Raw genomic sequence first — 25,453 nt, 5'->3', positions numbered from 1 at the left:
GATGACCCCCGACCTGACCCGGCTGACAGAACTGTTGCCGCGGCCCCAGGACAGCGGACAGACCCCGGACTGGAACACCGCTGAAACCACCCTGCAGACCGCCCTGCCCGCCGACTACAAGGAACTGATCGACACCTACGGCGGCGGCTTCATCGACGGCTATCTGCTGCTCCTGGAACCGGGATGCCCCAACGATGTGTACGACCTGGTCAAGATCTCGGCGGAACGCGAAGAGGCCAACGAATCCCTTTGGCAGTTCGAGGACAAGCCGGCCGAACTGGCGGCTGAGGGAAGCCGTCTCGTCTGCTGGGCCACCACAGACAACGGCGAGTACCTCTACTGGCTCGTGCAGTCGGGCGACGACGCGGATACCCGCCCCATCCTGATCAACGAGGCCTCGGGCGAGGACTGGGAGCGATACGACATGACCGTGACCCGTTTCCTCGCCGGCGTACTCAGCGGTGAATTCCGCTCACAGCTCCTGTGGGACAAGTTCCCGCTGCCTGAACACGAGTTCCGCACCGCACAGGCGATGGCAGATTGATAGGACTCCGTCAGGTCTTCTCGTTCGGCGTGCTCGGGAGCATGTTGGATGTCTGGACGCACATGAAGTGAACCGTGTCCGGGCGGAGTTGGCCTTCTTCGTCGCGGATGTGTTTGCCTCGGTGCTGCGCAAGGACCAGCGGGCCATGGGTGACTGCTGTCTGCGGGGGCTGATGCCGGACGGACGCCGGAGGTCGGTTCAGGCGATGGCGGCGCGGCTGCCGGACGGCAATGAGCAGAACCTGCAGCAGTTCGTGAACCAGTCCACCTGGGACCCTGTGCCGGTGCGTCGCCGTATCGCCGAGCGGATGAGCGCGCGGATCAGGCCCGAGGCGGGCCGGGCCACCCCACTCGGTGGAGTCCCGCGCTGCCCTGGATCTGCGAGCGGCCGGCCGTCCATGTCCGGTCCGAAGGCGCCGCGGTCCTGGTGGGGCGCATGCGGCGCCAGCCGGCCGGGAGGGAGCCTCGGTCCCGCGCCGTGCCGGCTGTCGCCGAGGGACTGGCAGCCGGAGCCCTGGCAGCGTCCCGCCTTAGCGGTGGCTTGCCCGGCGGCCTAGCGTGAGGGGCTGTAGGGCGAACAGCCGTGTGTGCGCGGGCCGTTGCCTGCTACGAGTCCGGCTCGCCGACGGCCCCGGGTGCACGGCGGGGGTCCGCTCACGCCGGTTCGGTCGCAGGTGGGGACGCAGAAGATGTACGGCGGAAACGGTGGCGCGGGTGGCTCTGGCGTGGCGGGCGGCTGAGGGTGATCTGGCGGATCAGCTGCTGGAAGCAGGCCAGTGCGGCCAGGGCGGGCAGTGCGGCTGCTGCCGCGTCCAGGGGCCGGTGTGCGGCCTGCGCGACGCACAGCACCATCGCAACGGTCGAGAACAGCAGCACCACCGCCCAGGAATGGGCGGCGCGCCTCCGGTGCAGGCCGGCCCGCAGAACCGACACCGAGGCGACGATCCAGGGGCCGTAGATCAGCAGCGGCCAGGCGTCCAGGGTGGAGGCGGAGGTGCGGTGCACGGCCAGGTTGCGCAGCGGGGCGTAGCTGACCATGGCGCCGAAGACGCACACCACGGACACGACGAGCGCGGCCACCGCACCAAGGATCCGGCTGGTGATACGCAGCATGCCGCTGGCCGCCCGCTTCCGGGCACGGGAACGGGTGCGGGTGCGGGTGCGGGTGCGGCGGCGGGGCGGTGCGGAACGCTGCCGGGGCAGCTCGGCGGTGGCCTCCGGCAGACCGTCGAACGCGCCCTCGTCGGAAGCGAATTGGGTACCAGGGTCGCTCGGCTCGTCGACCGGGGCGCTGTCCGCCTCCGTCCCGGCGGCCTCGCGCAGCAGGTGGGCGAGTTCCTCGGTCGGATCCCAATGCGGAGCCAGAGAGTCCAGCGGGGCCAGGGGCTCCTCCCACTGCGGGGAACAGCCCGTCGCCGGGGGCTCCTCCCACTGCGGGGAGTAGCCGGCCCCCGAGGGCTCCTCCCACTGCGGGGAGTAGCCGGCCGCGGGGTCGGATGTGGCAGGGCCCGGGATGAACGGCTGGGGTCGGCGGTGACGGCCTGGCATCTCATGCATGCGCGAGCTGCCGGGGAACGTCGGACACGGAAGCGTCGAGCCGGTGCGGGGCGCCGGTCGCGGCAGCGTAAGAGGTCTCGAGGAGGCCGAGCTCGGTAAGGAGGTCCTGCACCAGCTCGGCGGAGTACCAGAGCTCGACCCGTCGGCAGTGGCCGTGCAGGGCGGCCGGTGCCGCACCGGTGCCGGATGGCGTGTAGAGCCAGGCTCCCATGCGAACTGCATCCGCTTTCCTGCTGGTTGCGTCCGCCGCAGAGTCCCCTGAAGAAGAGCGCAGCCTCGGTGTCGTCATGCTGCACACAACGGCGCCCGCATGCCAGAAGATGTGCGGCATACGGGTGGCCGCCAGGTCGCATAGTGCGTCTTTCCGGCAAATGAATAATCGGTTCTGCGCCCCCGAAAGCACGCAAACCAAAGTCGCCCCACCCGCCCCCACCCGCCGGCACTGCCGCCGCCGAACTGCCGGAGTCTCGCCACGGGCCAGGCGAGCCCGGCATCTCCCCGCCCGACCCCCGGCCCGTAACCCGCACACCCGGCAGGGGCGCGGGCAGAAGGAGGCAGGCGACCGTTACGGGTTTGTCGGTGGTAGCACTGTCGCCGCGCTGCTTCCACTGACGGCCGCGGGCTGCCATGCGTCGCTGTAGGCGCTCAGCTGGCGGCAGAGCTCGGCGTGCACCACGCCGGGCGGCATGCCGGTGTGGCCCCACTGGACGGCCAGGAGGGCTACGTGCCGCAGCTTGATGTTGGTGTGCTGGGAGACCTCTCGCAGCACCTCCCACGCGGGGCCGGGCGGGATGCGGGCGACGGCGACCAGGACGCCGATCGCCCGGTCGACATCCGCATGGGAGACAACACCGTGCCCCTACCCCGGCCATCCGTCTGCACGCCCACGCCCCGGTCACGGCCAGGGCCTGCCGACCCGCCCGCGGTCGGCAGGGCGCGGCAGTACGGCCGGTGCCGGCGGGCGGAAGGCGTGGCTGTGCGCAGTCGACGAGCGCCGTGTGCTCCGGCCGTCCCACGGCGGCGAGGCCACACGCTCCTATGCGCAGCGCAGGCGCAGGGTGTCGAGTTGGTCCCAGCCGCGCTCCTCCAGCCGTTCCTGCAGGCGAAGTTCGTGGCGGGCCGTCACGTACAGGTACTGCGGGGGGCGCAGGGTGCGTGCCGACGTCGCCGCACAGCTGTACCCCCTCCTCGTGCCGCAGGGGCGTGATCAGCAGGCGGTCGTCGCTGGAGGCTGGAGGCGAATCAGGGAAGCTGGTCGGCGGTCGTCGTCGGGTCGGTGATCCCAAGGGCTGCGGTCGGTTTCGTGGCGGCAGGCGGTGTGCGGTAGGCGCGAAGGGGCGCGTTGGTCGCGGCCACGGCGGCGATCGCCAGGATGGCGGAGAGTCCGCCGAAGACCAGGGAGAAGGAGGCGGAGGTGGCCGACGCCAACAGGCCGCCACGGAAGTTGCCGAGTTCGGGGCCTGCGACACCGATGACGTGTTCCACCGAGGAGACCCGTCCTCGGTACGCGTCCGGGGTCTCCAGTTGGACCAGGGCACTGCGGGTGACGACCGACACGGTGTCGGCGGCGCCCGCCACGGCCAGGCATCCGAGGGCCGGCCACAACGGCCCCGCCAGGCCGAAACCGGCCAGTGCCAGGCCCCAGACACTGGCTGCGGCGAGCTGGACCAGGCCGCTACGGCGCCAGCGCGTGACCGTGCCGGAGAGCAGACCAGCCGTGATCCCCCCGACCGCGACGGCCGAGAGGAACAGGCCGAGGGTCTGCGGGTTTCCCTCGAAGCGGACCTCGTTGACCAGCGGGAAGAGCGCGATGGGCATGGCGAGCAGGGTGGCGGACAAGTCGGTGGCCATCGAGCCCCACAGCGTCGGGCGGCGCAGGACGATCCGCCAGCCGCCACGTTCCGGCCGGCGCCTGCTGCCTGCCGCGTCGGCGCCCTCGGGCCGCATGGCGGGCAGACGGATCACCGCGAGCATCGAGACGATCACGGCCACGGCCTGGGTCGCGTATGCGGCGGAAAAGCCCCAGCGGGCGATGATCAGCCCGGCTGTCGCGGGCCCGGCCAGCATCGCGGCCTGGAAGGAGACGTTGGTCAGCGCAAGACCGGCCGCGACCTGGTCGCTCGGCAACAGCCGGACCGGGAAGGTGCGCCGGGCGGGAGCGCCGAGCGCGCCGCAGCTGCTGCCCAGGGCTACCAGGGCGAGCAGCAGCAGTACGTTGCGGTTGTCCGCCAGGGCCTGGGCGCACAGCCCTGCGGCGGCCAGCAGTTGGCCCGCGGTGGTGGCCCGTACCAGCGCACGGCGGTCATAGGTGTCGGCCAAGGTGCCGCCGAGCAGACCGAACAGCACCATCGGCAGGCCGGTGGCGAGCCCGATGGCACCGGTGCCCACGGGGCTGCCGGTCAGGTCCCAGACCTGGGCCAGCACCGCCACGTTGGCTATCTGTCCACCGACTTGGGAGGCCGAGGTGCCGATCCACAGGTCACGGAACGGCTGGTTGCTGCGCAGCGGGCGGGTGTCGAGGAGCCGGGCACGAACACGTCCCCTCATCGTGGTGGCTCGACGAGGTGATGGAGGATCCGCTGCCGCATCGACCGGCGTTCCAGCGCCCGCCGCACCTCCTCGACGACGGTGGTCATCGCGTACGGGACCTCGCCGTCCAGCTCGGCGACCGTGGCGTGGGTGGCGCGCCACTCCGCCTCCAGGAACGGCACCAGTGACCGGCCGCGCTCGGTCAGGTCGATCCGCCGGGTGCGGGCGTCGGGCCCCGGCTCGGAGGTGACCAGATCCTCCTTGCGCATGGCGGTGACGGTCTGGCTGACCGCGGAGTGCGAGCGGTCCAGGGACTTCGCAAGCTCGCGGATGGTCAGTGGGCCGGTGTGGGCGAGCCGGATCAGCGGATAGGCGAACCGAGGCCGCACCCCCTCGATGCCCCGCTCGACGTAGACCTGCTCGATCTCGGCGTCCATGGCTGCCAGAAGCTTGTGCAGGGCGTGCCAGGGATCGGGGAGCGCTGTGGGATCTGAAGATGTCACAGCGCTAATATAACAGCGCTAATACAATGGCTCAAGGCGGCGGTGGGCGGAACGCCCGTCCGGCAAGCGGGTGTTGTGGTGCAAGAAGTCGAGCAGCCGCTCGGTTGGACGGAACGCGCCCGGGGCGAATGCGTGTGTGTGTGGACTGGAACGGTACGTGTGTCCGTGTTCCTTTCAGAGGGCGTGGGCATCACATGTGGATGCGATAAGGGTCCGTTTGCTCACATGTATCACCGTCGGTGTGCTGCTGGTCGCGGTGCCCGGCAGTCCCTCGTGGCCCGCCGTCGCCCTCAATCTCTGGACACGTCTTCTGCTCGGCCCCGATACATTGCACACTTTGCCTGTCGCATACTTTTCCATGGGGGGCAGGACGGACCATGAGTGCTGGGCGTGAACACATACGTCGCCCACTGGGGCTGACAAGCCTCACGGTCGCTGCGAGCGGGCTGCTCGCCTTGCTGATCGGTGTCGCGTTCGCCGTCCTGCTGTGGGCGATCAACGACGCGAACAACTCCATTTCGGCCAGACGGGCCTCGCGGACCGCGCTGGTCAAGGCGGGCACGATGGAGCAGCTCCTGGTCGACCTGGAGACCGGGCAGCGCGGATACGTGATCACCAGGCGCGAGGAGTTCCTCGAACCGTGGGAGGCGGCTCGCGAGGCGCTGCCGCTGGAGACCCGGGGGTTCACCGACAGCACGACCTCTCGGGAGCAGCGGCGTACCGCCGAGCAGATCACGCGGGGAGTGGAGTCCTTCCTCGACGACTTCTCGGTCCCGCTGGTCGCGATGGTCCGCGACGGCGATCCCGCCGCCGGTTCGCTGCGGGAGGCGACCGAGGGCAAGCGGCGTGTGGACGCCCTGCGGGCCCAGTTCGACGAGTACGTGTCCGACGAGCGCGTCCAGCTCGCGGAGCGCACCGATGCCGCGGGCGCCAACAGTCACCAGGCGGTGCTCGCCGCCGCGATCGGTCTGGCGGCGTCCACGGCGCTGTTCGCCGTCTTCACGGTGCTCCAGCACCGCGCGGTGGTCCGTCCGGTGCGCGGGGCGGCGACAGCGGCCCAGGAGCTCGCGGGCGGTGACCTCGGTGTGCGGGTCGCCCCCAGCAGGATCGCGGAGATCGGGGCGCTGGGCACCTCCTTCAACAGCATGGCCTCCTCCCTCCAGGACAGCCGGCGGCGCATCATGGAGAACACCGAGGCAGTCCACCGGCGTACCGCACGGGATCTGCACGACGGGGCGCAGCAGCGGCTGGTCAGCCTGATGATCGGGCTGCGGCTGGCGCGGGAGCTGCTCCCCGGCACCGAGACGGCCGCGATCGACCTGCTCGACCAGTCCATCGACAACGCGCAGACCGCCATCAACGAGCTGCGGGAACTCGCCTCCGGGATCTATCCGCTGGTTCTCACGGTCAAGGGTCTGGTGGCGGCGGTGCAGGATCTGGCCTCGCGGTGCCCGGTGCCCACGGTCGTCCAGTGCGAGGGCGAACGCAGGATGCCCTCCACGGTCGAGTCGAACGCCTACTTCGTGGTGGCCGAGGCCGTGACCAACGCGGTCAAGCACGCGCGGGCGTCCCGTATCGACGTCCTCGTGGAGTTCGGGGACGTGCTGCGGATCAAGGTCGCCGACGACGGGATCGGTGGCTTGGGCAAGGCGACCGCCGGCAGCGGGATGACGAGCCTCGCCGACCGTGTGGCGGCCTTCGACGGGAAGCTGACCATCGACTCCCCGCCCGGCCGGGGCACCACCCTGCTGATCACCATCCCGATCCGGGACTGAGAGCCGGGCGGCGTCGCGCCCGGGCGAAGGGGGTGAGCCGGTTCCGTAGCCGGATCTCGTCCCTCCGCCGACTGGACGGACTCGTCCCGGTCGACGTTCTTCAGCTCCGTCCCGCGGACCCGGACGAAGGGGCTGACAGGGCCGGTGTGCTCCGGTCCGGCCGACCGCCGTCACTCCGCGGGCTGGAGCAGCTCGTCCCAGTTCACCCCGTCGAACTCCGCCCCCGGCGCGACCAGAGCGTAGGTCTGCGCGAGCCACTGCGTGATCGGCTCGACGGGGATCTCGAAGAGCGCGATGTTCGTGCCGCCCAGACGCATCCCGAGCGTGACGGGCTCGCCGTCGTCGCCGTACACCGGCCACAGCGCCACGTCCCCGTCCCCGCTGCGGGTGACCAGCCCCTCGGCCAGCAGCTCTCTGGCGATGACCCAGCGCACCGACCACTCCTGTCCGACCGTGAAGGTCACGGTGACGGCGAGCGGGTCACCCGCGTCGTAGGAGAACTCGCAGGGCACCTCCACGATGTGGTCGCCGCCCAGCCAGCGGGTGATCGTCAGTGCGAGGTGGCTCTTGTTCATGGTGTTCTCCTCGGGTCCTCGGGAGTCTGCCGGTGGTCCGGACTCGACACGTCGGGCTGTCCTGAGCGTTGGCCCCAAGTCTCGGCGCGGGCGGCGCCCTGGTCTGTCGTGCGTTCCCTCGCCCTCCCTCGGGCGCCCCCCGAGGTGTCCGTAGGGTGCACCCCACACTTCCCGTCACATGTGTGGGGTCCGTGCAGGCTAGGATGCGGTCATGGGGCAACCACTGCGGGCGGTGCTGGGAGAAGACCAGCCGATCGTGCGCGAAGGCATCATGGCCATTCTCGGCAGGGCGGGCATCGACGTCGTCGCGGCCGTCGACAACGCGGTGGACCTCGTCCGCGTCGCCGAGGAACACCGGCCCGACGTCGTCATCACCGACATCCGGATGCCGCCGGCCCTTGAGGCGGACGGGCTGCTCGCGGTGCGCCGGATCCGTGCCGTGCGGCCGGACACCGCCGTGATCGTACTGTCCCAGTTCCTCGAGGCGTCCTACGCTCTCGACCTGGTCGGGGACGATCCCCGGGGCGTGGGCTATCTCCTCAAGGAGAAGGTGGCGAGCCCGCAGATCCTCATCGACGCCGTCGAGCGGGTCATGGCCCGGGACTCGGCGCTGGACCCGGACGTGATCTCGGCGCTGCTCGGGCGCAAGCGCCCGGAGGACGATCCGCTGGCCGCGCTGACGCCCAAGGAACGACAGGTCCTGGCGCTGATGGCCGAGGGCCACTCCAACACGGGCATCTCGGAACAGCTCTTCGTGAGCGTGGCCGCCGTGGAGCGCCATGTGACCGGTATTTTCTTGAAGTTGGGGCTCAGCCAGACGGCTTCCGGACAGCACCGGCGGGTGGCGGCGGTGCTGCGCTACCTCGGGCAGTAGTCCAAGTAGCCCTCAATCCGGTGGCGCCCCGGGGCTGTCGTTCCGGCCACCGGGGGTTCGAGGACAGGTACTCAGGGCGCGGCGGGGGTGAACAGGCCGCGCAGGTCCGCGTCGACCAGCCGGTCCTTGGCGACGAAGGCGTCGATCCCGGCGTCCGCCAGCTGCTCGTGCGACCAGGGCGACTCGTCGGTGGAGGTCAGCACGATGCGGGGCGTGCCAGACGCCGCGCGCCCGGCCGGGGGTGTGACACAGGCTCTCAGCAGCCGGGCCAGGGCCACTCCGTCCAGACCGGGCAGGTGCAGATCCAGCAGCACCCCGTCGGGGCGGTGTGTCCGCACCTCGTCCAGAGCCGAGGCGCCGTCCCCGCACTCCGCCACGACGCGCAGCCCCCGTGCCGTCAGAAGGGCGATGGCGATACGACGGAAGCCGGGGTCGTCGTCGACGACCACGATGTTGATGCACATGCTCCCAGCTTGCCCAACGCCCTGGTGAGCGGGCCATAGGGGGAGCCCTACGGTTTGTCTCCCGCTCCGGCGAGGGACGCGTCCGGGTGCCCCGCGGCGGATGCCGGCCGGGGCGGTGACACAGGCTCTCAGGTCGCGGCGGTGAGGTAGGTGCTGGTCGCGTACAGCCGCGCCCGTACGGTCTCCGCCCGGACCTCGCGGTCACCGGACATGCCGCGTTCGGCGCGGTGCTCCTGGTCGAGCGCCTCGATCGACCTGTCGTTGCCCCACAGGGGCCAGCGCCTGCCGGTGCCTCGGTTCTTGCGTGCCATGGTGCCCTCCGGTGATGTGTGTGCCTCGCGCAGTACAAGTTCGTCACCACTTTAACCGGTGACACACGTCTCGGCAAGCCACGTGCGGAGGTACGTCCGTAGAATTCGGACGGATCCAGGTGTTTCCATGACGGCATACGTGTTCCTGGACCGGCGTCGAAAAGAGGTCTGGGATGTCTGCGTCTTCCTCCGTTTCTCCGCCCGCTGTGGACCCGGGCGACGACCCGTCGGCCGTACTGGAGGCCGCCGGGCTGGTGCGCCGGGACGGGGCGGCGCTCGTTCCGCACCCGTCCCTGGTGTACGCCGACGGAGCGACCGCCCGCAGCGCGGTGACGGCACGGCTGGGCTCCCTGCGCCAGGCGGTGGCCGTCGCGGCACGGGAACCGGCGGCGACCGGAGGTGGCTGGGCGGCGCAGGACGACGAGGTCCTGCTGGCTCAGGGCCGGGCGTCCGCCGCCACGGGCCGGGCCCTCGCGACCCGCGTCGTACCCGAACCGCCCGGTCTCGCTGCGCGGTTGGGCCGGCCCGGCGCCCGCGTCCTGGACGTCGGGACCGGGGTGGCGGCGCTGGCGCTCGCGCTGGCCGACGCGTTCGGTACGCAACGGCGGCAGCTCCTACGACACGGACCGGATCGCGGAGGTGTTCGACGCCGCCGGCCTGCGGGAGAGCCGGCGCTTCCCCACGGTGCCCGGCGGCCCCGTCCTCATCGCGGCCCGCCGCGCCACGGACTGAGGGCCCGCCTTCGAACACCGCCCCTCGGCCCGGTCGGCACGACGGGACGGCACGAAGGCCCCCGACCGACGCGCACCCCGAGGGAGTACGCGCCCGGCCGGAGGCCTCCGGCTGTACCGGGCCCGGATCAGAGCCTGTGTCATGACCCCGGTCGGATCAGCGGCCGGTCGCCTCGGTCGCCGTCACCTCGTCCGCGTAGACCAGGGCGACGCGGTGGTTGTACTGGATGGTGTACATCTTCTTGCCGCCGGTGACGACCTTGCCGCTGGAGGCGAAGAAGTCGTCGGTGGCGATGGGGTCCGTCGTGGCCACGTACGCCTGGCCCGTGGGGACGGAGTACATGCTCAGCGGGGCCTGCGTGGAGGGGCTCAGGCCGGTCGGGTACTCGGACGCGTCCGGGTAGTTGGTCCCGTAGAGCGGCACCGCGGCGGTGCCCGCGGGGCGGATCACCTGTACGCCGTGGCTGATCCTCGTGTTGACGCCGTGGGGGTTGTGGAACCACACCTTGGACCCGCTGTACCAGATCGCGGTCCAGGCACCCTGCGAGCCCGCGACGACGAACTGCTGGCCGGACTGGGCCGTGCTGCCCCAGTCGTTGATCCGGTCGGTGCCGGCACCCGTCTCGTGGATCGCCTAGTCGCCGAAGAGCGGCGCGGTGCTGCTCGGGGACGTGCGCAGGTGGACGAAGTTCACCTTGCGCCGGTCCTGGGCGCAGGCCTTCGTCTGACCGGTCGGGTCGTCCTGCGGGCAGACCGTCACGGTCTGCTCGTTCCTGGCGAAGGGCGGGTCGATCGTCACGACCTCACCGGCCCGCGGGACACCGCGCGGACCGGTGGCCGGCGCGCCGGCCAGGTCCATCAGGTGGGCGATGTCGAGCTCGGGTCCCATGTCCCAGTGCATGCCGGAGACGAGCGAGGACTTCGGGCCGGCGACGTTGTCGTGGCCGATGACATGCTGCCGGTCCAGGGGGATGCCGAACCGCGCGGCCAGGTACTTCACCAGGTCGGCCGTGGCCTCGTACTGCGCCTCGGTGTACCAGGCCGAACCGTGCGCGGCGTAGCCCTCGTGCTCGATGCCGACCGAGTGCAGGTTGGTGGAGTAGTTGCCCGCGTGGAAGGCGACGTTCCTGGTGGGCACCATCTGGGTGACGGAGCCGTCCGAGTCCATCACGTAGTGGGTCGAGGCCGGGTTCGTGGGGTCGGCCAGACCCTTGACGCCCGCGTCGTAGGTGGACTCCAGGTCGTGCAGGACGATGGTGTCGATCCGGATGCCGTTGGCGGGCCGGTCGGAGACCTGGCCGCCGGCGGGCGAACCGGCGACGAACGTGCAGCGCACGGTCGGCGGGCACTCGGTGTCGGCCGCGGACGTCGACTTCAGGCGCAACTTCGCGACCTGTGAGGTCGCGGGGTCCACCGAGGGGGCGGCGGTCAGCCGGACCTGCTGGCCGTCCCGTGTCGTCGCGGACTTTCCGCCGCGGATCTTGTCGAAGACACGGTCGGCGAAGCTCGCCGCGCCCTGTCGCTGCTTCGACTGGCTGTAGCGGGCCACGGCTCCGTACCAACGGGAGGCGTCGGCGGGGGTGTCGCCGACCAGCTCCTTCTCGTACGAGGCCAGGAGCGCCGCTCCGCCGCGGATGTTCGCGGTCTCGTCCTCACGCAGTTCCTGCGCGGACAGCCCGGTCAGCTTCGCGGCCGTCTGGAGGGTGTGCAGGGCCGGGTCGTCGGCGAGGGAGGCGAGGTCGGCGCGGCCCGCGGCGCCCGCCGGGCCGGCCGCCAGCATCGCGGGCGTCACGTCCGTGAGGTGCATGATCCCGTAGCCGCCGCCGGTACTGGCCTGCGTGCCGTGCGGGTTCCAGGCCGACTCCTCGTAGGCGAGGGCGAGCAGCACGTTCGCGGGGACGTGGTACTCCTGGGCGGCAGCCTGGATCGTCTGCTGCCGGGATGCGGGAGCGTCGTCCGTCGTGTCGGCCAGCGCCGTGATCGGGATGGCGGCCAGGCCTGCCACGGCCAGCGCGCCTACCGCGCACGCGACGCGGACGCGGACGGCCCTCTTTCGCTTGTGCAAGGGGGTGGTTCTCAAGAGCTGATGGTCCTTAAGAGCTGGTGGTCCTCAAGAGCTGCTGGTCCTTCGAGGGGGAAGGAGAGCGCCGGGTGTACTCCTCCGGCGTCGCCGCTCGATGGTGAGGGCAGCGGCGACGGGGACAAACATATGCCTGTGGGGCGCATGCGTGGGAGGAGAGCGCCCGACCACATGTGCCCTTCACAAAAATGTGTCCGTCTCTCAACCTGCCGGAGGGACAGGGGTGTTGAGCGGAACGCAGATTTCAGGCCCCGGGCCTCACGACCCGGTGGAACCGAACATCGTCCGCAGATCCGCGTCGAACAGTCTGTCCTTGGCGACGAAGTACTCGATGCCCGCCCGCTGGAGTTCCTCGGGCGACCAGGGCGACTTGTCGGTGGACGTCAGTACGATCCGCGGCGGGTTCTCCTCGTCGGTGACCTGACGCGCGACGGTCAGTCCGTCCGTGTCGGGCAGGTGCAGATCGAGCAGCATCCCGTCGGGCCGGTGTGCCCGCACCGCGTCCAGGGCCGAGGCGCCGTCCCCGGACTCCGCCACGACCCGCAGACCCCGTGCCGTCAGCAGCATCGTGGCGATGCGGCGGAATCCGGGGTCGTCGTCGACGACGACGATGTCGATGCACATGCTGTCAGCATGGCTGACGATCCGGCGGCGGGACCATAGGGGCTGCCCTACGGTTTGTGTATCACCCACGTAGGGCCCGGCCCCGGTCTCACGCGCGCAGCGGGACCTCCTTGATGAACAGGGTGACGAGGAAGGCGAGCAGGGCGATCGGCGCGACGTACATGAAGATGTCGCCGATGCCGTGGCCGTAGGCGCTCTCCAGCCAGGTGCGCACGGGTGCGGGCAGCATGGCGAGGTCGGGGAGCCGGCCGCCGCCGGAGGCCTGCGCGGCCGCCGCCCGGTCCTGGGGTGCGAGGTGGGTGATGGTGTCGCGGGCGTAGTGGCCGATCCGGGTGGTGAGGACGGAGCCGAGCACCGAGACGCCCACCGCGCCGCCGAGGGAGCGGAAGAAGGTCACTGTGGAGGAGGCGGCGCCGAGGTCGCCCGGGGAGACCTGGTTCTGGGTGCACAGCACGAGGTTCTGGAGCGTCATGCCGACGCCGAGGCCCATCAGCGCCATGCAGAAGGCTATGAACAGGTACGAGGTGTCGTAGCGGAGCATGCCGAGGAGGGCCAGGCCTGCCGTCAGCAGGATGCCGCCCGCAAGGAGCCAGCCCTTCCACCGGCCGGTGCGGGTGATGACGCGGCCGGAGACGGTGGAGGAGACGAACAGGCCCGCGATGAACGGGATCGTCATGACGCCCGACATGGTCGGGGACGCGCCGCGCGCCAGCTGGAAGTACTGGCTGAAGAAGACGGTGCCCGCGAACAGCGCGCTGCCGACGAACAGGGAGGCGGCGGAGGCGAGGGCGATGGTCGGGTTGCGGAACAGCCGCAGCGGGATGATCGGCTCGGCGGCCTTCGTTTCGACGAACAGGAAGATCAGCGTCAGGACGAGCGCCGCGCCGACCAGGGCGTACGTCTGCCAGGACAGCCACGCGTACATGGCGTCGGCGAAGGTGATCCAGACCAGCAGGGTGCAGACGGCGGCGGTGACGAAGAACGCGCCGGCCCAGTCGACCTCGACCTGGCGCTTGAGCACGGGCAGGTCGAGCGTCCGCTGGAGCACGATCAGCGCGACGACGGCGAAGGGGATGCCGACGAACAGGCACCAGCGCCAGCCGAGCCAGGAGGTGTCGGTGATGACGCCCCCGAGCAGCGGACCGCCGACGGTGGCGACGGCGAAGGTGGCGCCGAGGTATCCGGAGTAGCGGCCGCGCTCGCGCGGGGAGATCATCGCGGCCAGCACGACCTGTGCGAGGGCGGACAGACCGCCGCCGCCCAGGCCCTGGATGACCCGGGCGCCGATCAGCGTGGCGGGGTTCTGCGCGAGACCGGCCACCAGGGAGCCGATGACGAAGATGACCAGGGACGACTGGACGAGGATCTTCTTGCTGAACTGGTCGGCGAGTTTGCCCCACAGCGGGGTCGAGGCGGTCACCGCAAGGAGGGACGCGGTGACGACCCAGGTGTAGGCGGACTGGCCGCCGCCGAGGTCGCCGATGATGCGGGGCAGCGCGTTGGTGACGACGGTCGAGGAGAGGATCGCGCAGAACAGGCCGAGGAGCAGCCCCGACAGGGCGCGCATGATCTGCGCGTGTGTCATCGGCGGCGCGACCCCCGTTATGGGCTGGGTGTGCGGGCGCACACCTGCGCTGGGGGTGGTGGTCATGGGTGTGGTTCCTTAAGTGGCTGAGGCGGGTGTACGAGGTGTCAGCGGGTGTGCGGGGGCGGGCCGGTCGGGGCGGTCAGCGCAGGATTCGGCGGGACACGTTGGTGGTAACCAGGTCCAGTAGTTCCTCGCCCCGGCCGGACAGGATCGTGCGGATCGCGTAGAGGGTGAAGCCCTTGGCCTGCTCCACCGTGACGGCGGGCGGCACGGAGAGTTCCTGGCGGGCGGTCATCACCTCCACCAGGGCCGGGCCGTCGTGCGCGAAGGCGGCCTTCAGCGCGTCCTCCAGGTCGCCGGGCCGCTCGACCCGGCGCGAGAACAGGCCGATCGCGGCGGCGACCTCGGCGAGCTGCGGATTGTCCAGCTCGGTGGCGTAGTTGACGATGCCGGCCGCCTTCATCTCGAGCTCGACGAAGTTCAGGGAGCCGTTGTTGAAGACCACGATCTTGGCGGGCAGTCGGTTCTGGCGCAGCGTGAACAGTTCGCCGAGCAGCATGGTGAGGCCGCCGTCGCCGGACAGCGAGACCACCTGACGGCCCGGGTACGCCGCCTGCGCGCCGACTGCGTGCGGTAGCGCGTTGGCCATCGTGCCGTGGTTGAACGAACCGATCAGCCGGCGCTTTCCGTTGAACGTCAGGTAGCGGGCCGCCCACACCACCGGGGAGCCGACGTCCACGGTGAAGACGGCGTCCTCGTCGGCGAGGCGGTCGAGGGTGCGCGCCACGAACTGCGGGTGGATCGGGGTGCGTTCGCGGTCGTTGACGGCGAGCGAGTCGAGTGACTTGCGCGTACGGGCGTAGTGGGCGAGGGCGTCGTCGAGGTGCCGTCGCGCGCTCTTGACGGTCAGCAGCGGCAGCAGCGCGGGCAGGGTGTCACGGACGCTGCCGACCAGAGGCAGGTCGACGTGGGTGCGGCGGCCGATCTGCTCGCCGCGCAGGTCGAGCTGGATGACCTTGGCGTCCTGCGGATAGAACTGCCGGTAGGGGAAGTCGGTGCCCAGCATCAGCAGGGTGTCGGCCTCCTCGATCGCCTTGTAGCCGGAGGCGAAGCCGAGCAGTCCGGTCATGCCGACGTCGTACGGGTTGTCGTAACTGACGTACTCCTTGCCGCGCAGGGCGTGCACGACGGGCGCCTTGAGGGTCTCGGCGAGCCGGACCAGGTCGTCGTGGGCGCCGGCCGCGCCGGCGCCCGCCAGGATCGTCACCCGCTTCGCGTCGTTCAGCAGCGCGGCGGCCTCGCGCAGGGTCGCGTCGTCGGGGCGGACGACGGTGCGGGCCGGGCGCACCACGGTGGGGGCCAGGTCGCGGGCGGTCTTGCCGAGGAAGATCTCACCGGGGACGACGACCACCGCCACTCCCCTGCGCTCGACGGCGGCGCGCATCGCCGTCTCCAGGATGCGCGGCCCGTGTTCGGGGCTGGTGACGACCTCCGCGTAGACGCTGCAGTCGGCGAACAGTTCCTGGGGGCGGGTCTCCTGGAAGTAGCCGCTGCCGATCTCGCTGCCGGGGATCTGGGCGGCGATGGCGAGCACCGGGACGCGGCTGCGCTGGGCGTCGAAGAGGCCGTTGATCAGGTGCAGGTTGCCCGGGCCGCAGCTGCCGACACACACGGTGAGCTCACCGGTGAGCCCGGCTTCGGCCGCCGCCGCGAGGGCGGCGCTCTCCTCGTGCCGCACATGGACCCAGTCGACGTCGTCGTCGCGGCGGATGGCGTCGGTGAGGCCGTTGAGCGAATCCCCGGGCAGGCCGTACAGACGGCGCACCCCGGAGGCCTTGAGGGAGGCGATGACGTGTTCGGCGTAGGTGGGCATACGACAGACCCTTTCGTCGGTGTGGGCGTGAGCGCGGCCGGTGCGGAGGGGGAGCCACACGGGCGGAGGGCGCCGACAGGGGCTCGTCCCCGTGGACGAGATCCCCGTGGACGAGGTCCTCATGGACGAGGTCTGCGCAGACGAGGTCCCCGAAACGAGGTTCCCGAAGACGACGTCCTCGTGGACGAGCACCCGGTCAGTCTTGTCGGGCCGTCATCACACACACATCCGTCGAATGACTGCGTACCCGACGTCAGGGTGTTTGCCGTTACTCGGTCGGACGACTGGAACGCCCGGGTCCGCGCCTCGGCCCACACCCGGCGGAGCCTGTCACGCGAGGCGGTAGCGCACCGGTAGCGACAGCACCCCGCGCACCATGCCGGAGGGGAACCAGCTCAGGGATTCGGCGGGCACCGCCAGTTCCATGTGTGGGATACGTGTGAGGAGGGTGTGCAGGGCGACGCGGGCCTCCAGGCGGGCCAGCGGAGCGCCCAGGCAGTGGTGGATGCCGTGGCCGAAGGAGAGGTGGCGGGCGACGGGGCGGGTGACGTCGAGCGTCTCCGGGTCGCCGCCTCCGGCCAGCGGGGCGCCGCGGCTCGCGGAGGTGAGGGCCACGGCGACGACACCGCCCCGGGGGATCCTCACCCCGCCGAGTTCGAGGTCCTCGGCCGCGTAGCGGTTGGTCGTGCGTTCGACGGACGTGTCGTAGCGCAGGAACTCCTCGATCGCGGTGGGCAGCAGCGCGGGGTCCTCGCGCAGCAGTCGCAGTTGATCGGGGTGGGTGAGCAGGGCCAGCAGGGCGTTGCCCAGGAGGTTGACGGTGGTCTCGTGGCCGGCGATGACGAGCAGGGCGGCGGTTGCGGCCAGTTCCTCCTCGGAGAGCCGGCCGTCGTCCTCGTCACGGGCGGCGACCAGGGCGGACATCAGGTCGTCGCCGGGGCGGCGCCGCTTGTCCTCGACCAGTTCGCGCAGGAACGCGTGCATCGCGGCCACCGACGCGGCGTACTCCGGGTGGTTCACCTGGAAGGCGAGGGTGGTCCAGCGGCGGAAGTCCTGGCGTCGGTCCTCGGGGATGCCGAGCAGCTCCGCGATGACGGCGACGGGCAGCGGCGCGGTGAAGGCCTCCACCAGGTCGGTCTCGCCGGAGGGCGGCAGGGCGTCGACGAGTCCGTGGGCGAGCCGGGTGATACGGGGTTCCAGCTCGGCGGAGCGCTTCGGGGAGAAGGCGCCCGACACCAGCCGGCGCAGCCGGGTGTGCGCGGGCGGGTCGGCCTCCAGCATCTGGCCGCCGAATCCGGTGCCGCGTTTGTGTCCGAGGAAGCCGGCCGCCTCCAGCATCGCCGCGGCCGGCTCGGGGTCCTTCAGCAGCGCCGGGTGGGTCAGTGCGTCGCGGGCCAGGTCGTGGTCGACGACGATCCAGCCGGTGATGCCGGGGAAGAACTGCGCCGGGTGGACGGGGCCCTTCGCGCGCAGCGCCGCGTACCGGCGGGGGGCGTCCGCCTTGAACGCGGCGTCCATGACGACCAGGTCGTCCGTCTCACCGGTCGGCCGGTCATGGGTGTGGGGAGGAGTGTGGGTGTTCATCGGTGTGTCCTCGCGCTGTGGTGCGGCGAGCCTCGCTCGGGGTTCGCCGCTGTGGTGCGGCGAGCCCCGCTCGGGGCTCGCCCGGGTGCTCGGCGGGTGGGCCGCGGCGGCCTCAGAGGGTGCGGGCGAACAGGGCCAGCAGCTCCGTCCAGTGCCGCTCGGCCGCCGCGGGGTCGTAGGCCGCGGTGTCGGACTGGGTGTAGCCGTGGTGGGCGCCCTCGTAGACCTCGCAGCGGTGTTTGACGCCCGCGTCGCTCAGCGCCCGCTCCAGGCGCAGGATCTGCTCCTCGGGCATCGAGTCGTCCTCGTCGGCGTGCGCGAAGTAGAGCTCGGCGGTGATCCGTGCGGCGAGCAGGTGCGGGCTGTCGGGTGCCTCGTTCGCCAGGTCGCCGCCGTGGAAACCGGCCGCCGCGGCGACCCGGTCCGGGTGGGTGCCCGCCGTGTAGAGGGCGAGCCGCGCCCCCATGCAGTAGCCCGTGATGCCCACCGGCCCGTCCGTGACCAGCGGCGACTGCGCGAACCATGCCAGGTAGGCCCCGGCGTCGCGCTCCGTGTGGGCGGGGGTGAGCGCCGTCATCAGCGGGACGACCTTCTCCAGGATGTCCGGACGGGCCCGCATGTCGATGAACTCGGGCAGTTCCACGACCGGGGCGCGCCCGGACCGGTAGTAGACGTTGGGGACGAGCACCGTGTAGCCGGCGGCCGCCAGCCGGTCGGCCTTCGCCGTCAGGTGCGGGCGCACTCCGAAGGCGTCCTGGTACAGGAGGACCCCCGGGTGTGCGTGGCCGTCGCCGGGGTGGGCGAGGTAGGCGTCGGCGGTGCCGTCCGCGGTGGGGATGGCGATCAGTGTGCCAGTCACGGTGCTCATGGATGTGCCTTTCCGAGGAAGGGAGGGGGTCCCGGTGTGTACGGACGAACGGACCGGACCGCGCGGGGCTCACACCTGGGAGTCGGCCACACACACCCGACTCGAAACAGTGGGCTGATACGCGGACAGGAGACATATGCTGCTCCGCAGTATGACAGAAACACATGTTCTGGAGCCGGTTGTCCGGCTCTTACCTCACACCTGACAGGACAGGACCGACGTGAACGACTTTCACCCCGGCCGCAGACGCCTGCTGAAGATGTTCGGACTGGGAGCCACCGCGACCACGGCGGCCATCCTCCGGGCCGATCCGGTGCTGGCGGCGACCCTCGGGTACGACGAGCGGACCGGGGTCTCCCCCGCCACGTACCGGGCTCCCGAAGGGCTGGCGAAGAACACCGCGGCCAAGCGGACGGCGCTCGACTGGATCACGGCCGGACAGAGTGCGATCACCGGGCTCAGCGACGACGTGTGGCAGCACGCGGAGTTGTCGTTGCGCGAGTGGCGGTCCTCCCTCGCCCACGCCAAGTTGCTGCGCGACAACGGCTTCACCGTGAAGTGGGGCTCGGCTGGCTTTCCGACCGCGTTCGTCGCCACCTACGGCACCGAGGGCCCCGTCATCGGCTTCAACGCCGAGTACGACGCGCTGCCGGGCCTGTCGCAGAAGAGGGGCGTCGGCACGCACGACCCGCTCGTCTACCACTACGACGCCTACGGTCCCACCTACGGTGCCGGCCACGGCGACGCCCACAACTGCCTCGGCGCGGGCGGCACCGCAGCCGCCATCGCGGTCGCGCGGGCGATCAGGGCGAACGGCCTGAAGGCGACCGTCAAGCTGTTCGGCAGCGCGGGCGAGGAACAGCTCGTCGGCAAGGCCTACGCGGTCAAGGAGGGCGTCTACGACGGCCTCGACGCCTTCCTGGACTGGCACCCCTTCAACATCACCGTGCCGTTCTGGAACACCACCAGCGCGCTGATATCCGCGACCTTCACCTTCCTCGGCGCCTCCGGCCACGGCGGCACCCCGCTCGGCAACAAGAGCGGCCTGGACGGCGCCCTGCTGATGGCGACGATGTCGGAGTACCTGCGGGAGAAGAACGTCGCCCCCTCCGGCCGCTTCCACTACGCGATCATCAACGGCGGCGGCGCCCCGAACGTGACCCCGGACATGTGCTCCATCTGGTTCTTCGTCCGCGAGGGCAGTCCGGCCCGCGCCCGGGTGCTGTACGACAAGATCGTGGAGTGCGGCAGGGCGGCCGCGCAGGCCAGCCAGACCCGCCTGGTGCACAAGTTCCACGCCGCGACGTGGAACCTGCTGGCGAACAAGGCCGGCGCGGAGCTGCTCAACGACAACATGCGGCAGATCGGCGCTCCGCAGTTCACCGACGCCGATCACACCCTGGCCAGGGCGGTGCAGAAGTCGCTGGGCAAGCCCGAGGTGGGCATGCCGGCCGGTCTGACCCCGCTCGCGCCTCCGGCGGCCGCCTACACCGGCGGCCTGGCCACCGACACCGCGGACATCAGCTGGCAGGCACCCACCGCCGTACTGCTCTCCGCGGCGTACCCGCCCGGCATCCCGAACCACAACTGGGGTGCCACCGCGACGGCGGCCACCAACATCGGCCACCAGGCGACGCTGTCCGCGGCCCGCTATCTGGCCGCGGGCGCGATCGACCTGATCGAGCAGCCGGAGCTGCTGGACGCGATGAAGCAGGAGTTCCAAGGCCGCACCGAGGGCATCGAGTGGGCCTCGATGATCCCGGACGGCAACCAGCCGCCGATGTACGAGCCGCCCGCCGACTTCTTGCGAGCGACCGGGCAGAGCTGGCCGCCGAAGGGGATGACCTGGCCGGTGCCGCAGGTGGTGGCGGCGGAACGACTCGGCACGACCGGACCGGATCTGGCGCCCGTGACCTGAACCGCAGGCCGCGGTGAGGGCGCGCTTCGACCGTCATGTGACCGATGTGCGGGGCGCGCCCGCGGCGAAGAGTGGTGGGTGCAGACTTCGTCCGATGGAGGGGAACTCCTGTCATGCACCGTGATCAGTCGCCCCTGAGCGCGCGTTCGGCGCCCGGGCCCGTGCCTCCGCTCCACCTCGAACTCGACCAGATGCAGGACGAGTTCACCCGGGTGCCGGTCCGGGCGAAGTTCCGGTTCGACCCGGGCATGCCCGCCGTGATCACGTTCGAGCTCCTGGCGGCACGCGGGCCGAGCCTGATCTGGCACCTCGGCCGCGGGCTCCTCCACCGGGGCCTGACGGCGATGAGCGGCGCCGGCGACGTGCGGATGTGGCCGACGCTGCCCGGTGAACGGTCCTCGTCGTGGCTGATGCTCGCCTCGCACGAGGTGGAGGCCCTGTTCGAGTTACCCACGGAGTCGCTGGCCACGTGGCTCGACGCGACCTACCGGGTCGTCCCGTCGGACGCGGAGATGGCCGATCTGAACTGGGACGGTTTCCTGACGTCGTTGCTCGACGGCGGGCGACCGCCCTCCGCATGACACCGACGCCGGAGCGCGTGCGCCCTGCGGTGCCGGAGTGTCGACGATGAAGGCGCCCGTGTTTCGCAGAAACATGTCACATATGTATGACCCTGGTTTGTCTATGAAGAGCCGTCCTTTCCCGCGTGCACAGGCACATCAGCGCTTATCGTGAGGAGCGAACATGCCGGGCGAACCGTCGGGCGTCGACACTTATCTGCATGGGCCCCGGTGACATGGGTACCATGCACACGTCATTCATACGAGGGAGTGAACGGTTGTGACCAGCCAGTCAGCCGCCGCGCTCCGATCGCGGTACGTAGATCAAGCCGCATCGGACCTGGAGGAGAACCGCCGCCTGCAGCAGGAGTTGCAGGAGAGGATCTCGATGCTCAAGCAGGAGGAGGCACTCCTGGGAGACATCATCAGCCTCGCCGAGCGGTACGAGGGTTTCGCCGACGCGTCCCGTCTGCCCGAGCAGTTGCAGGACGAGCCGGTCGCCACGAAGCCGCAGCAGAAGCAGAAGCGGGTTGCGGCCGGGACCGCTGCACGGCGTACGGCACCGGCGAAGACCGCGTCGGCGGGCACCCCGGCGAAGGCCGGCGCGGAGGGGAAGCCGCGTCAGGCCCTGCTCGGGGACCTGCTCATGAAGCTGCTCGGCAAGTACGACGAGCCGCGCCTGGCGAAGGAGTTGCGGGACGAGCTGCTGAAGAAGCACCCCGACCGCAGTCCCACACCGCAGGTGGTGCGCAACACCCTCGAGTCGCTCGTCGCCAAGGGACGTATCCAGCGGCACAAGCAGCAGCGCTCCGTCATGTACACCCTGGTGAAGCAGGACGGCGCGTAGGGCACCGCCTGACACCTCACCGGGGCGGTGCGGGTCCGGCGGTGCGGGCCCGGCGGGACGTCGCCGGCGGCGTACAGCGGTTTCAGTAGTGGATCGGGCCCTTCGTCCCGCCGCCGGCGAAGACGGGATCGCCGTTGAGCGCCACACTGAGCGGGCTCGCCAGGAAGGCGACGACCGCCGCCACCTCGTGCGGTTCCACGATCCGTCCGATGGAGACGGACGCGGCGAACTGCCGCTCCAGCTCCTGCGGGCTGCACCCCAGGGCCTCGGCCCGGCGGCCGAGGATGTCCGTGAAGGTGTCGGTGCGGGTGGCCGCGGGGTGTACGGAGACGACGTTGACACCGCCCGGGCCGAGTTCGTCGGCCAGGTTCTTCGACAGGGCGGACACCGCGACGTTGCGGATCGAACCGACCACCGACCCGCTCCGGCGTGCCGCCAGTCCGCCGATGTTGATGATCCGGCCCCAGCCGCGTTCCGTCATGTCCGGGGCGAAGGCGCAGGCACAGCGCAGGTAGCCGCGGACCTTCACATTGATCTCGGCCTCGAGATCGTCCTCGGAGATGGTGCCGGGGTTGGTCGCGGCGGCGTTGTTCACCAGGATGTCCACGCCGCCGAGCCGCTCACGCACCACGGCGGCCATCTCCGTCACGGAGGCGTCGACCCCGGTGTCGGCCGCGACGCCGATGACTTCGGCGCCGGTCTCCGCGCGAAGGGCCGCCGCCTGCTCCTCGACGGACGAGGCGGTCCTGGAGACCAGGGCGACTGATGCCCCCTCCTGGGCGAGGGCGCGTCCGACGGCGAGGCCGATGCCGCGGCTGCCTCCGGTGACGACTGCTCGCAGACCCTTGAGCAGCAGATCCATGGCGCACGGCTCCTTCCGAGTTGGTCCGTCACCGGTGTGTCATGGAGCGGTCACGCCGCTCCACCTGACACATGTTCGCGGTCACGATAGTACGTGTCAGATACGTATCAGATACGTCTCCCGAGTGGGTCGGCTGTGGTCAGACCGTGATGGTCTTGTACTCGGTGTAGGTGCCGAGGCCGACCGAGCCGTACTCGCGGCCGATGCCGCTGGCCTTGAAGCCTCCGAACGGGCCGTCGAAGGCGACGGAGGCGCCGTTGACGGTGACGGTGCCGGTGCGGATGCGGCGGGCGACGGCCAGGGCGTGCTCCTCGTCGGCGGACCAGACGCCGCCGGACAGGCCGTACTCGGAGTCGTTGGCGATGCGGACGGCGTCGTCCTCGTCGTCGTAGGCGATGACGACCAGGACCGGGCCGAAGATCTCCTCCTGCGCGATCCGCATGGAGTTGTCGACGTCGGCGAAGACGGTCGGCGTCACGTAGTTGCCCTTCTCCAGGCCCTCGGGGACCTGCGGACCGCCGACGACGAGGCGGGCGCCCTCCTCGATGCCGAGCTGGATGTAGTCGCGTACCCGCTGCTGTTGGTCGGGGCGGATCATCGGGCCGATGAAGGTGTCGGGGTCATTGGGGTCGCCGACCTTCAGCGAGCCGACCAGCTCCTTCAGCGCCGTCACGACCTCCTCGTACGTCTCGCGCGGGGCCAGGATGCGGGTCTGGGCGATGCAGGACTCGCCGTTGTTGAGCAGGGAGCCGAACTTCAGGCCGGCGACGGCCTGCTCGATGTCGGCGTCGGGGAGGATGATCGCGGCGGACTTGCCGCCCAGTTCCAGGCTGACCCGCTTGAGCTGCTCGCCGGCGATCGAGGCGATGCGGCGGCCGGCCCCCGTCGAACCGGTGAAGGCGATCTTGTCGACGTCCGGGTGCGACACCAGGTACTCGCTGGTCTCCCGGTCCGCGGGCAGCACGCTGAGCACACCCTCGGGCAGCCCCACCTGCTGGAGCAGTTCGGCCAGGAAGCCCATGCTCAGGGAGTTCTCAGGGGACACCTTGAGGACCACGGAGTTGCCCGCGAGCAACGAGGGGATGATCTTCGAAGTGGCCGAGGAGAACGGCGAGTTCCACGGGATCACCGCGGCGACGACGCCGAGCGCCTCACGGCGCACCACACTGCGTACGGGCGAGGACGGGTCGGAGGGGACGAGGGTCTCCTCCCAGCCGAACTCCTCGGCCGCCTTCAGGTAGGCGTTCGCCTGCCGGGTCAGGCCGGGCTGTCCGGCCCGGGTGAACCAGCCCGCCGAGCCGTTCTCCAGCGAGATCAGGTGCGCGACCCGCTCGGCGTTCTCCTCGCGCAGCGCGTTGAACCGGCGCAGCAGCGCGATCCGTTCGGCCGGCGGAGTCAGCCGCCACTCCCCCTTCTCGAACGAGGCGCGGGCCGCGGCCACCGCCCGGTCGATGTCCGCGGGCCGCGCCTGGGCCACGCGGCCGATCAGCGACTGGTCGTGCGGCGAGGCGATGTCGAGCAGCTCGGGGTTGCTCGGCTCGACCCAGGAGCCGCCGATGTAGAGCTTGCCGTAGGTGATCATGAGCTTTCTCTTTTCCAGTGCTGTCGGTCCATAGGGACTTACCGATCTGCAAGTGCCACTTCAATGTAGCACTTGATTTCGTTAACTGCTCGTAAGGATGGCTTTACCTCTTTGAATCTCCTCAAGCGCGCTACCTTTGAGGGATGAGAGCCGACGCAGCGCGCAATCTGGAAGCGGTCCTGACCACCGGGGCGCGCATACTCGCCATCGAGCCGGGCGCCACCATCGCGAGCATCGCCGCCGAGGCGGGCGTGGACCGGCGCACCGTCTACCGGCGCTTCGCCTCCCGCGAGGAGCTCCTCGCGGCCATCCACACGGCCCGGCTGGAGGCCATCGAGGCGGCCATCGAGGACGCACGGCTGCGCGAGGCGCCCGTCGTCGTCGCCCTGCACCGCTACGTCGAGAACATCATCGGCGTCAATCGCACCTGGCCGGTCGATCTGTCCCTCATGCTCACCGACGACGTCGTGCGCCACCGCCGGGACGCCTGCATCACCGCGGTCGATGTCTTCCTGGCCCGCGCTCGTGACGAAGGCCTGCTGCGGCCCGGTCCCGCGGAGGGCTGGGCGCGGGTGCTCCTGCCCCATCTGCTGATCCTCGCGTCGCACCAACAGGCACACCTGAGCCCGGGTGAAGCAGCCGATCTGGCGGTAGACACGTTTCTACACGGCATCGGTGGCCCGCGCGTCAGTCGCATGACTTAGCGGCCGTTCCGTGTGTGTTCGGCGCCGTTGTCCGCGTCGGACCGTCAGATGACGGATGTGGCCGGTGGCGCGGCGGGGTCAGAGTGTGTGTCGCTGGTCACCGTGCACACGAGAGGGCTTCACATGATCAACAGGCGTACGTTCAGTAAGGCCGTCGGTCTGGGGGCCGGTGCGGCCGCGGTCTCGCTGGCCGGGCCGGCGGGCTCCGCGTCCGCGGCGCGCACCACGGGTGCCCCGGCGGCCTCCCCCGCCCCCGTGGTGCCCGCGATCACGCCGGGCACCCACACCGGTTTCCCGACCCTCAAGCACGTCCGGGCGGGCGTCCTGAACATCGGCTACGCCGAACTCGGCCCCGCCCACGGCCCCGTCGTCCTCCTCCTGCACGGCTGGCCCTACGACATCCACAGCTACGTCGACGTCGCCCCCCTCCTGGCCGACCAGGGCTACCGCGTCCTCGTCCCCTACCTCCGCGGCCACGGCCCCACCCGCTTCCTGTCCCGG

21 protein-coding genes and 4 pseudogenes are annotated in these 25,453 nt (G+C 70.7%); 9 read left to right on the top strand and 16 right to left on the bottom strand.

The features are described 5' to 3' along the window. Position 1: 1 nt before the first annotated feature. Positions 2-544, top strand: a complete 543-nt coding sequence (locus tag ABD366_RS36475; RefSeq protein WP_324766234.1) for an SMI1/KNR4 family protein — start codon at positions 2-4, stop codon at positions 542-544. A 52-nt stretch (positions 545-596) separates the two neighbouring features. After that, positions 597-878 (top strand): annotated as a pseudogene (locus ABD366_RS36470) (transposase); the annotation flags it as partial. Between the two features lie 319 nt (positions 879-1,197). Here ABD366_RS36470 and ABD366_RS36465 read toward each other — a convergent pair. From ABD366_RS36465 to ABD366_RS36445, 5 genes and pseudogenes are all read right to left on the bottom strand, one after another. Beyond that, entirely contained in the window at positions 1,198-2,091 is an 894-nt protein-coding gene (locus tag ABD366_RS36465; RefSeq protein ID WP_344443201.1) for a DUF2637 domain-containing protein, read from the bottom strand. Between the two features lies 1 nt (position 2,092). After that, complete coding sequence (locus ABD366_RS36460; protein ID WP_324766232.1) at positions 2,093-2,311, bottom strand: hypothetical protein; 219 nt, start codon at positions 2,309-2,311, stop codon at positions 2,093-2,095. A 354-nt stretch (positions 2,312-2,665) separates the two neighbouring features. Then, a pseudogene (locus ABD366_RS36455) lies at positions 2,666-2,932 on the bottom strand (ANTAR domain-containing protein); the annotation flags it as partial. A gap of 410 nt (positions 2,933-3,342) precedes the next feature. After that, positions 3,343-4,647 carry an MFS transporter gene (locus ABD366_RS36450; protein ID WP_324766231.1) on the bottom strand — a complete coding sequence of 435 codons (1,305 nt, stop codon included), beginning with the start codon at positions 4,645-4,647 and terminating at the stop codon, positions 3,343-3,345. After that, entirely contained in the window at positions 4,644-5,132 is a 489-nt protein-coding gene (locus tag ABD366_RS36445) for a MarR family winged helix-turn-helix transcriptional regulator (protein ID WP_324766230.1), read from the bottom strand. The genes ABD366_RS36450 and ABD366_RS36445 overlap by 4 nt, the downstream gene beginning before the upstream one ends. Positions 5,133-5,509: 377 nt before the next feature. Between ABD366_RS36445 and ABD366_RS36440 the strand changes: the two genes are divergently transcribed. Continuing rightward, complete coding sequence (locus ABD366_RS36440; RefSeq protein ID WP_324766229.1) at positions 5,510-6,907, top strand: CHASE3 domain-containing protein; 1,398 nt, start codon at positions 5,510-5,512, stop codon at positions 6,905-6,907. 170 nt (positions 6,908-7,077) lie between these two features. On the opposite strand, the gene ABD366_RS36435 is transcribed toward ABD366_RS36440, so the two are convergent. After that, the gene (locus ABD366_RS36435; RefSeq protein WP_324766228.1) at positions 7,078-7,482 is read right to left on the bottom strand and encodes an SsgA family sporulation/cell division regulator; all 405 of its coding nucleotides are present in this window, start codon (positions 7,480-7,482) and stop codon (positions 7,078-7,080) included. 223 nt (positions 7,483-7,705) lie between these two features. On the opposite strand from ABD366_RS36435, the gene ABD366_RS36430 reads away from it, so the two are divergent. After that, entirely contained in the window at positions 7,706-8,356 is a 651-nt protein-coding gene (locus ABD366_RS36430; RefSeq protein WP_324766247.1) for a response regulator transcription factor, read from the top strand. Positions 8,357-8,427: 71 nt separating this feature from the next. On the opposite strand, the gene ABD366_RS36425 is transcribed toward ABD366_RS36430, so the two are convergent. The 8 genes and pseudogenes from ABD366_RS36425 to ABD366_RS36380 form a co-directional block, all read right to left on the bottom strand. Beyond that, positions 8,428-8,820, bottom strand: a complete 393-nt coding sequence (locus ABD366_RS36425) for a response regulator (protein ID WP_324766227.1) — start codon at positions 8,818-8,820, stop codon at positions 8,428-8,430. A gap of 128 nt (positions 8,821-8,948) precedes the next feature. Beyond that, positions 8,949-9,131, bottom strand: coding sequence for a hypothetical protein (locus ABD366_RS36420; protein WP_324766226.1), 183 nt, complete (start codon positions 9,129-9,131; stop codon positions 8,949-8,951). Positions 9,132-10,019: 888 nt separating this feature from the next. Next, a pseudogene (locus ABD366_RS36405) lies at positions 10,020-11,927 on the bottom strand (N-acetylmuramoyl-L-alanine amidase). 273 nt (positions 11,928-12,200) lie between these two features. Continuing rightward, positions 12,201-12,566: a response regulator gene (locus tag ABD366_RS36400; protein WP_324769040.1), complete on the bottom strand. Its 366-nt coding sequence runs from the start codon at positions 12,564-12,566 to the stop codon at positions 12,201-12,203. Between the two features lie 94 nt (positions 12,567-12,660). Next, positions 12,661-14,151, bottom strand: a pseudogene (locus ABD366_RS36395) (MDR family MFS transporter); the annotation flags it as partial. A gap of 142 nt (positions 14,152-14,293) precedes the next feature. Then, positions 14,294-16,027 (bottom strand): ubiquinone-dependent pyruvate dehydrogenase, encoded by a 1,734-nt coding sequence (gene poxB, locus ABD366_RS36390; protein WP_324769041.1) that lies wholly within the window; start codon positions 16,025-16,027, stop codon positions 14,294-14,296. A 330-nt stretch (positions 16,028-16,357) separates the two neighbouring features. After that, positions 16,358-17,611, bottom strand: coding sequence for a cytochrome P450 family protein (locus tag ABD366_RS36385; protein ID WP_324769042.1), 1,254 nt, complete (start codon positions 17,609-17,611; stop codon positions 16,358-16,360). A 112-nt stretch (positions 17,612-17,723) separates the two neighbouring features. Then, the gene (locus ABD366_RS36380) at positions 17,724-18,479 is read right to left on the bottom strand and encodes a dienelactone hydrolase family protein (RefSeq protein ID WP_324769043.1); all 756 of its coding nucleotides are present in this window, start codon (positions 18,477-18,479) and stop codon (positions 17,724-17,726) included. A 220-nt stretch (positions 18,480-18,699) separates the two neighbouring features. Between ABD366_RS36380 and ABD366_RS36375 the strand changes: the two genes are divergently transcribed. From ABD366_RS36375 to ABD366_RS36365, 3 genes are all read left to right on the top strand, one after another. Beyond that, positions 18,700-20,397 (top strand): zinc-binding metallopeptidase family protein, encoded by a 1,698-nt coding sequence (locus ABD366_RS36375; RefSeq protein WP_324769044.1) that lies wholly within the window; start codon positions 18,700-18,702, stop codon positions 20,395-20,397. A gap of 113 nt (positions 20,398-20,510) precedes the next feature. Further along, a complete protein-coding gene (locus tag ABD366_RS36370; protein WP_324769045.1) occupies positions 20,511-20,978 on the top strand; it encodes an SsgA family sporulation/cell division regulator in 468 nt (155 codons plus the stop codon). 259 nt (positions 20,979-21,237) lie between these two features. After that, entirely contained in the window at positions 21,238-21,804 is a 567-nt protein-coding gene (locus ABD366_RS36365; protein ID WP_344443196.1) for a hypothetical protein, read from the top strand. Between the two features lie 82 nt (positions 21,805-21,886). On the opposite strand, the gene ABD366_RS36360 is transcribed toward ABD366_RS36365, so the two are convergent. Then, positions 21,887-22,666, bottom strand: a complete 780-nt coding sequence (locus ABD366_RS36360; RefSeq protein ID WP_324770612.1) for an SDR family NAD(P)-dependent oxidoreductase — start codon at positions 22,664-22,666, stop codon at positions 21,887-21,889. Between the two features lie 139 nt (positions 22,667-22,805). Then, positions 22,806-24,248 carry an aldehyde dehydrogenase gene (locus tag ABD366_RS36355; RefSeq protein WP_324770613.1) on the bottom strand — a complete coding sequence of 481 codons (1,443 nt, stop codon included), beginning with the start codon at positions 24,246-24,248 and terminating at the stop codon, positions 22,806-22,808. Between the two features lie 143 nt (positions 24,249-24,391). Here ABD366_RS36355 and ABD366_RS36350 point away from each other — a divergent pair, with 143 nt between their 5' ends. Next, a complete protein-coding gene (locus ABD366_RS36350) occupies positions 24,392-24,952 on the top strand; it encodes a TetR/AcrR family transcriptional regulator (RefSeq protein ID WP_324770615.1) in 561 nt (186 codons plus the stop codon). Between the two features lie 123 nt (positions 24,953-25,075). After that, positions 25,076-25,453, top strand: a 378-nt coding sequence (locus ABD366_RS36345) for an alpha/beta fold hydrolase (RefSeq protein WP_344443193.1), incomplete at its 3' end; no start/stop codon positions are given.

The organism is Streptomyces kunmingensis (genome assembly GCF_039533535.1).
Classification (GTDB): domain Bacteria; phylum Actinomycetota; class Actinomycetes; order Streptomycetales; family Streptomycetaceae; genus Streptomyces; species Streptomyces kunmingensis.
The sequence above is the reverse complement of the archived record's forward strand: the minus strand, read 5'-3'. Positions and strand labels throughout refer to the sequence as shown.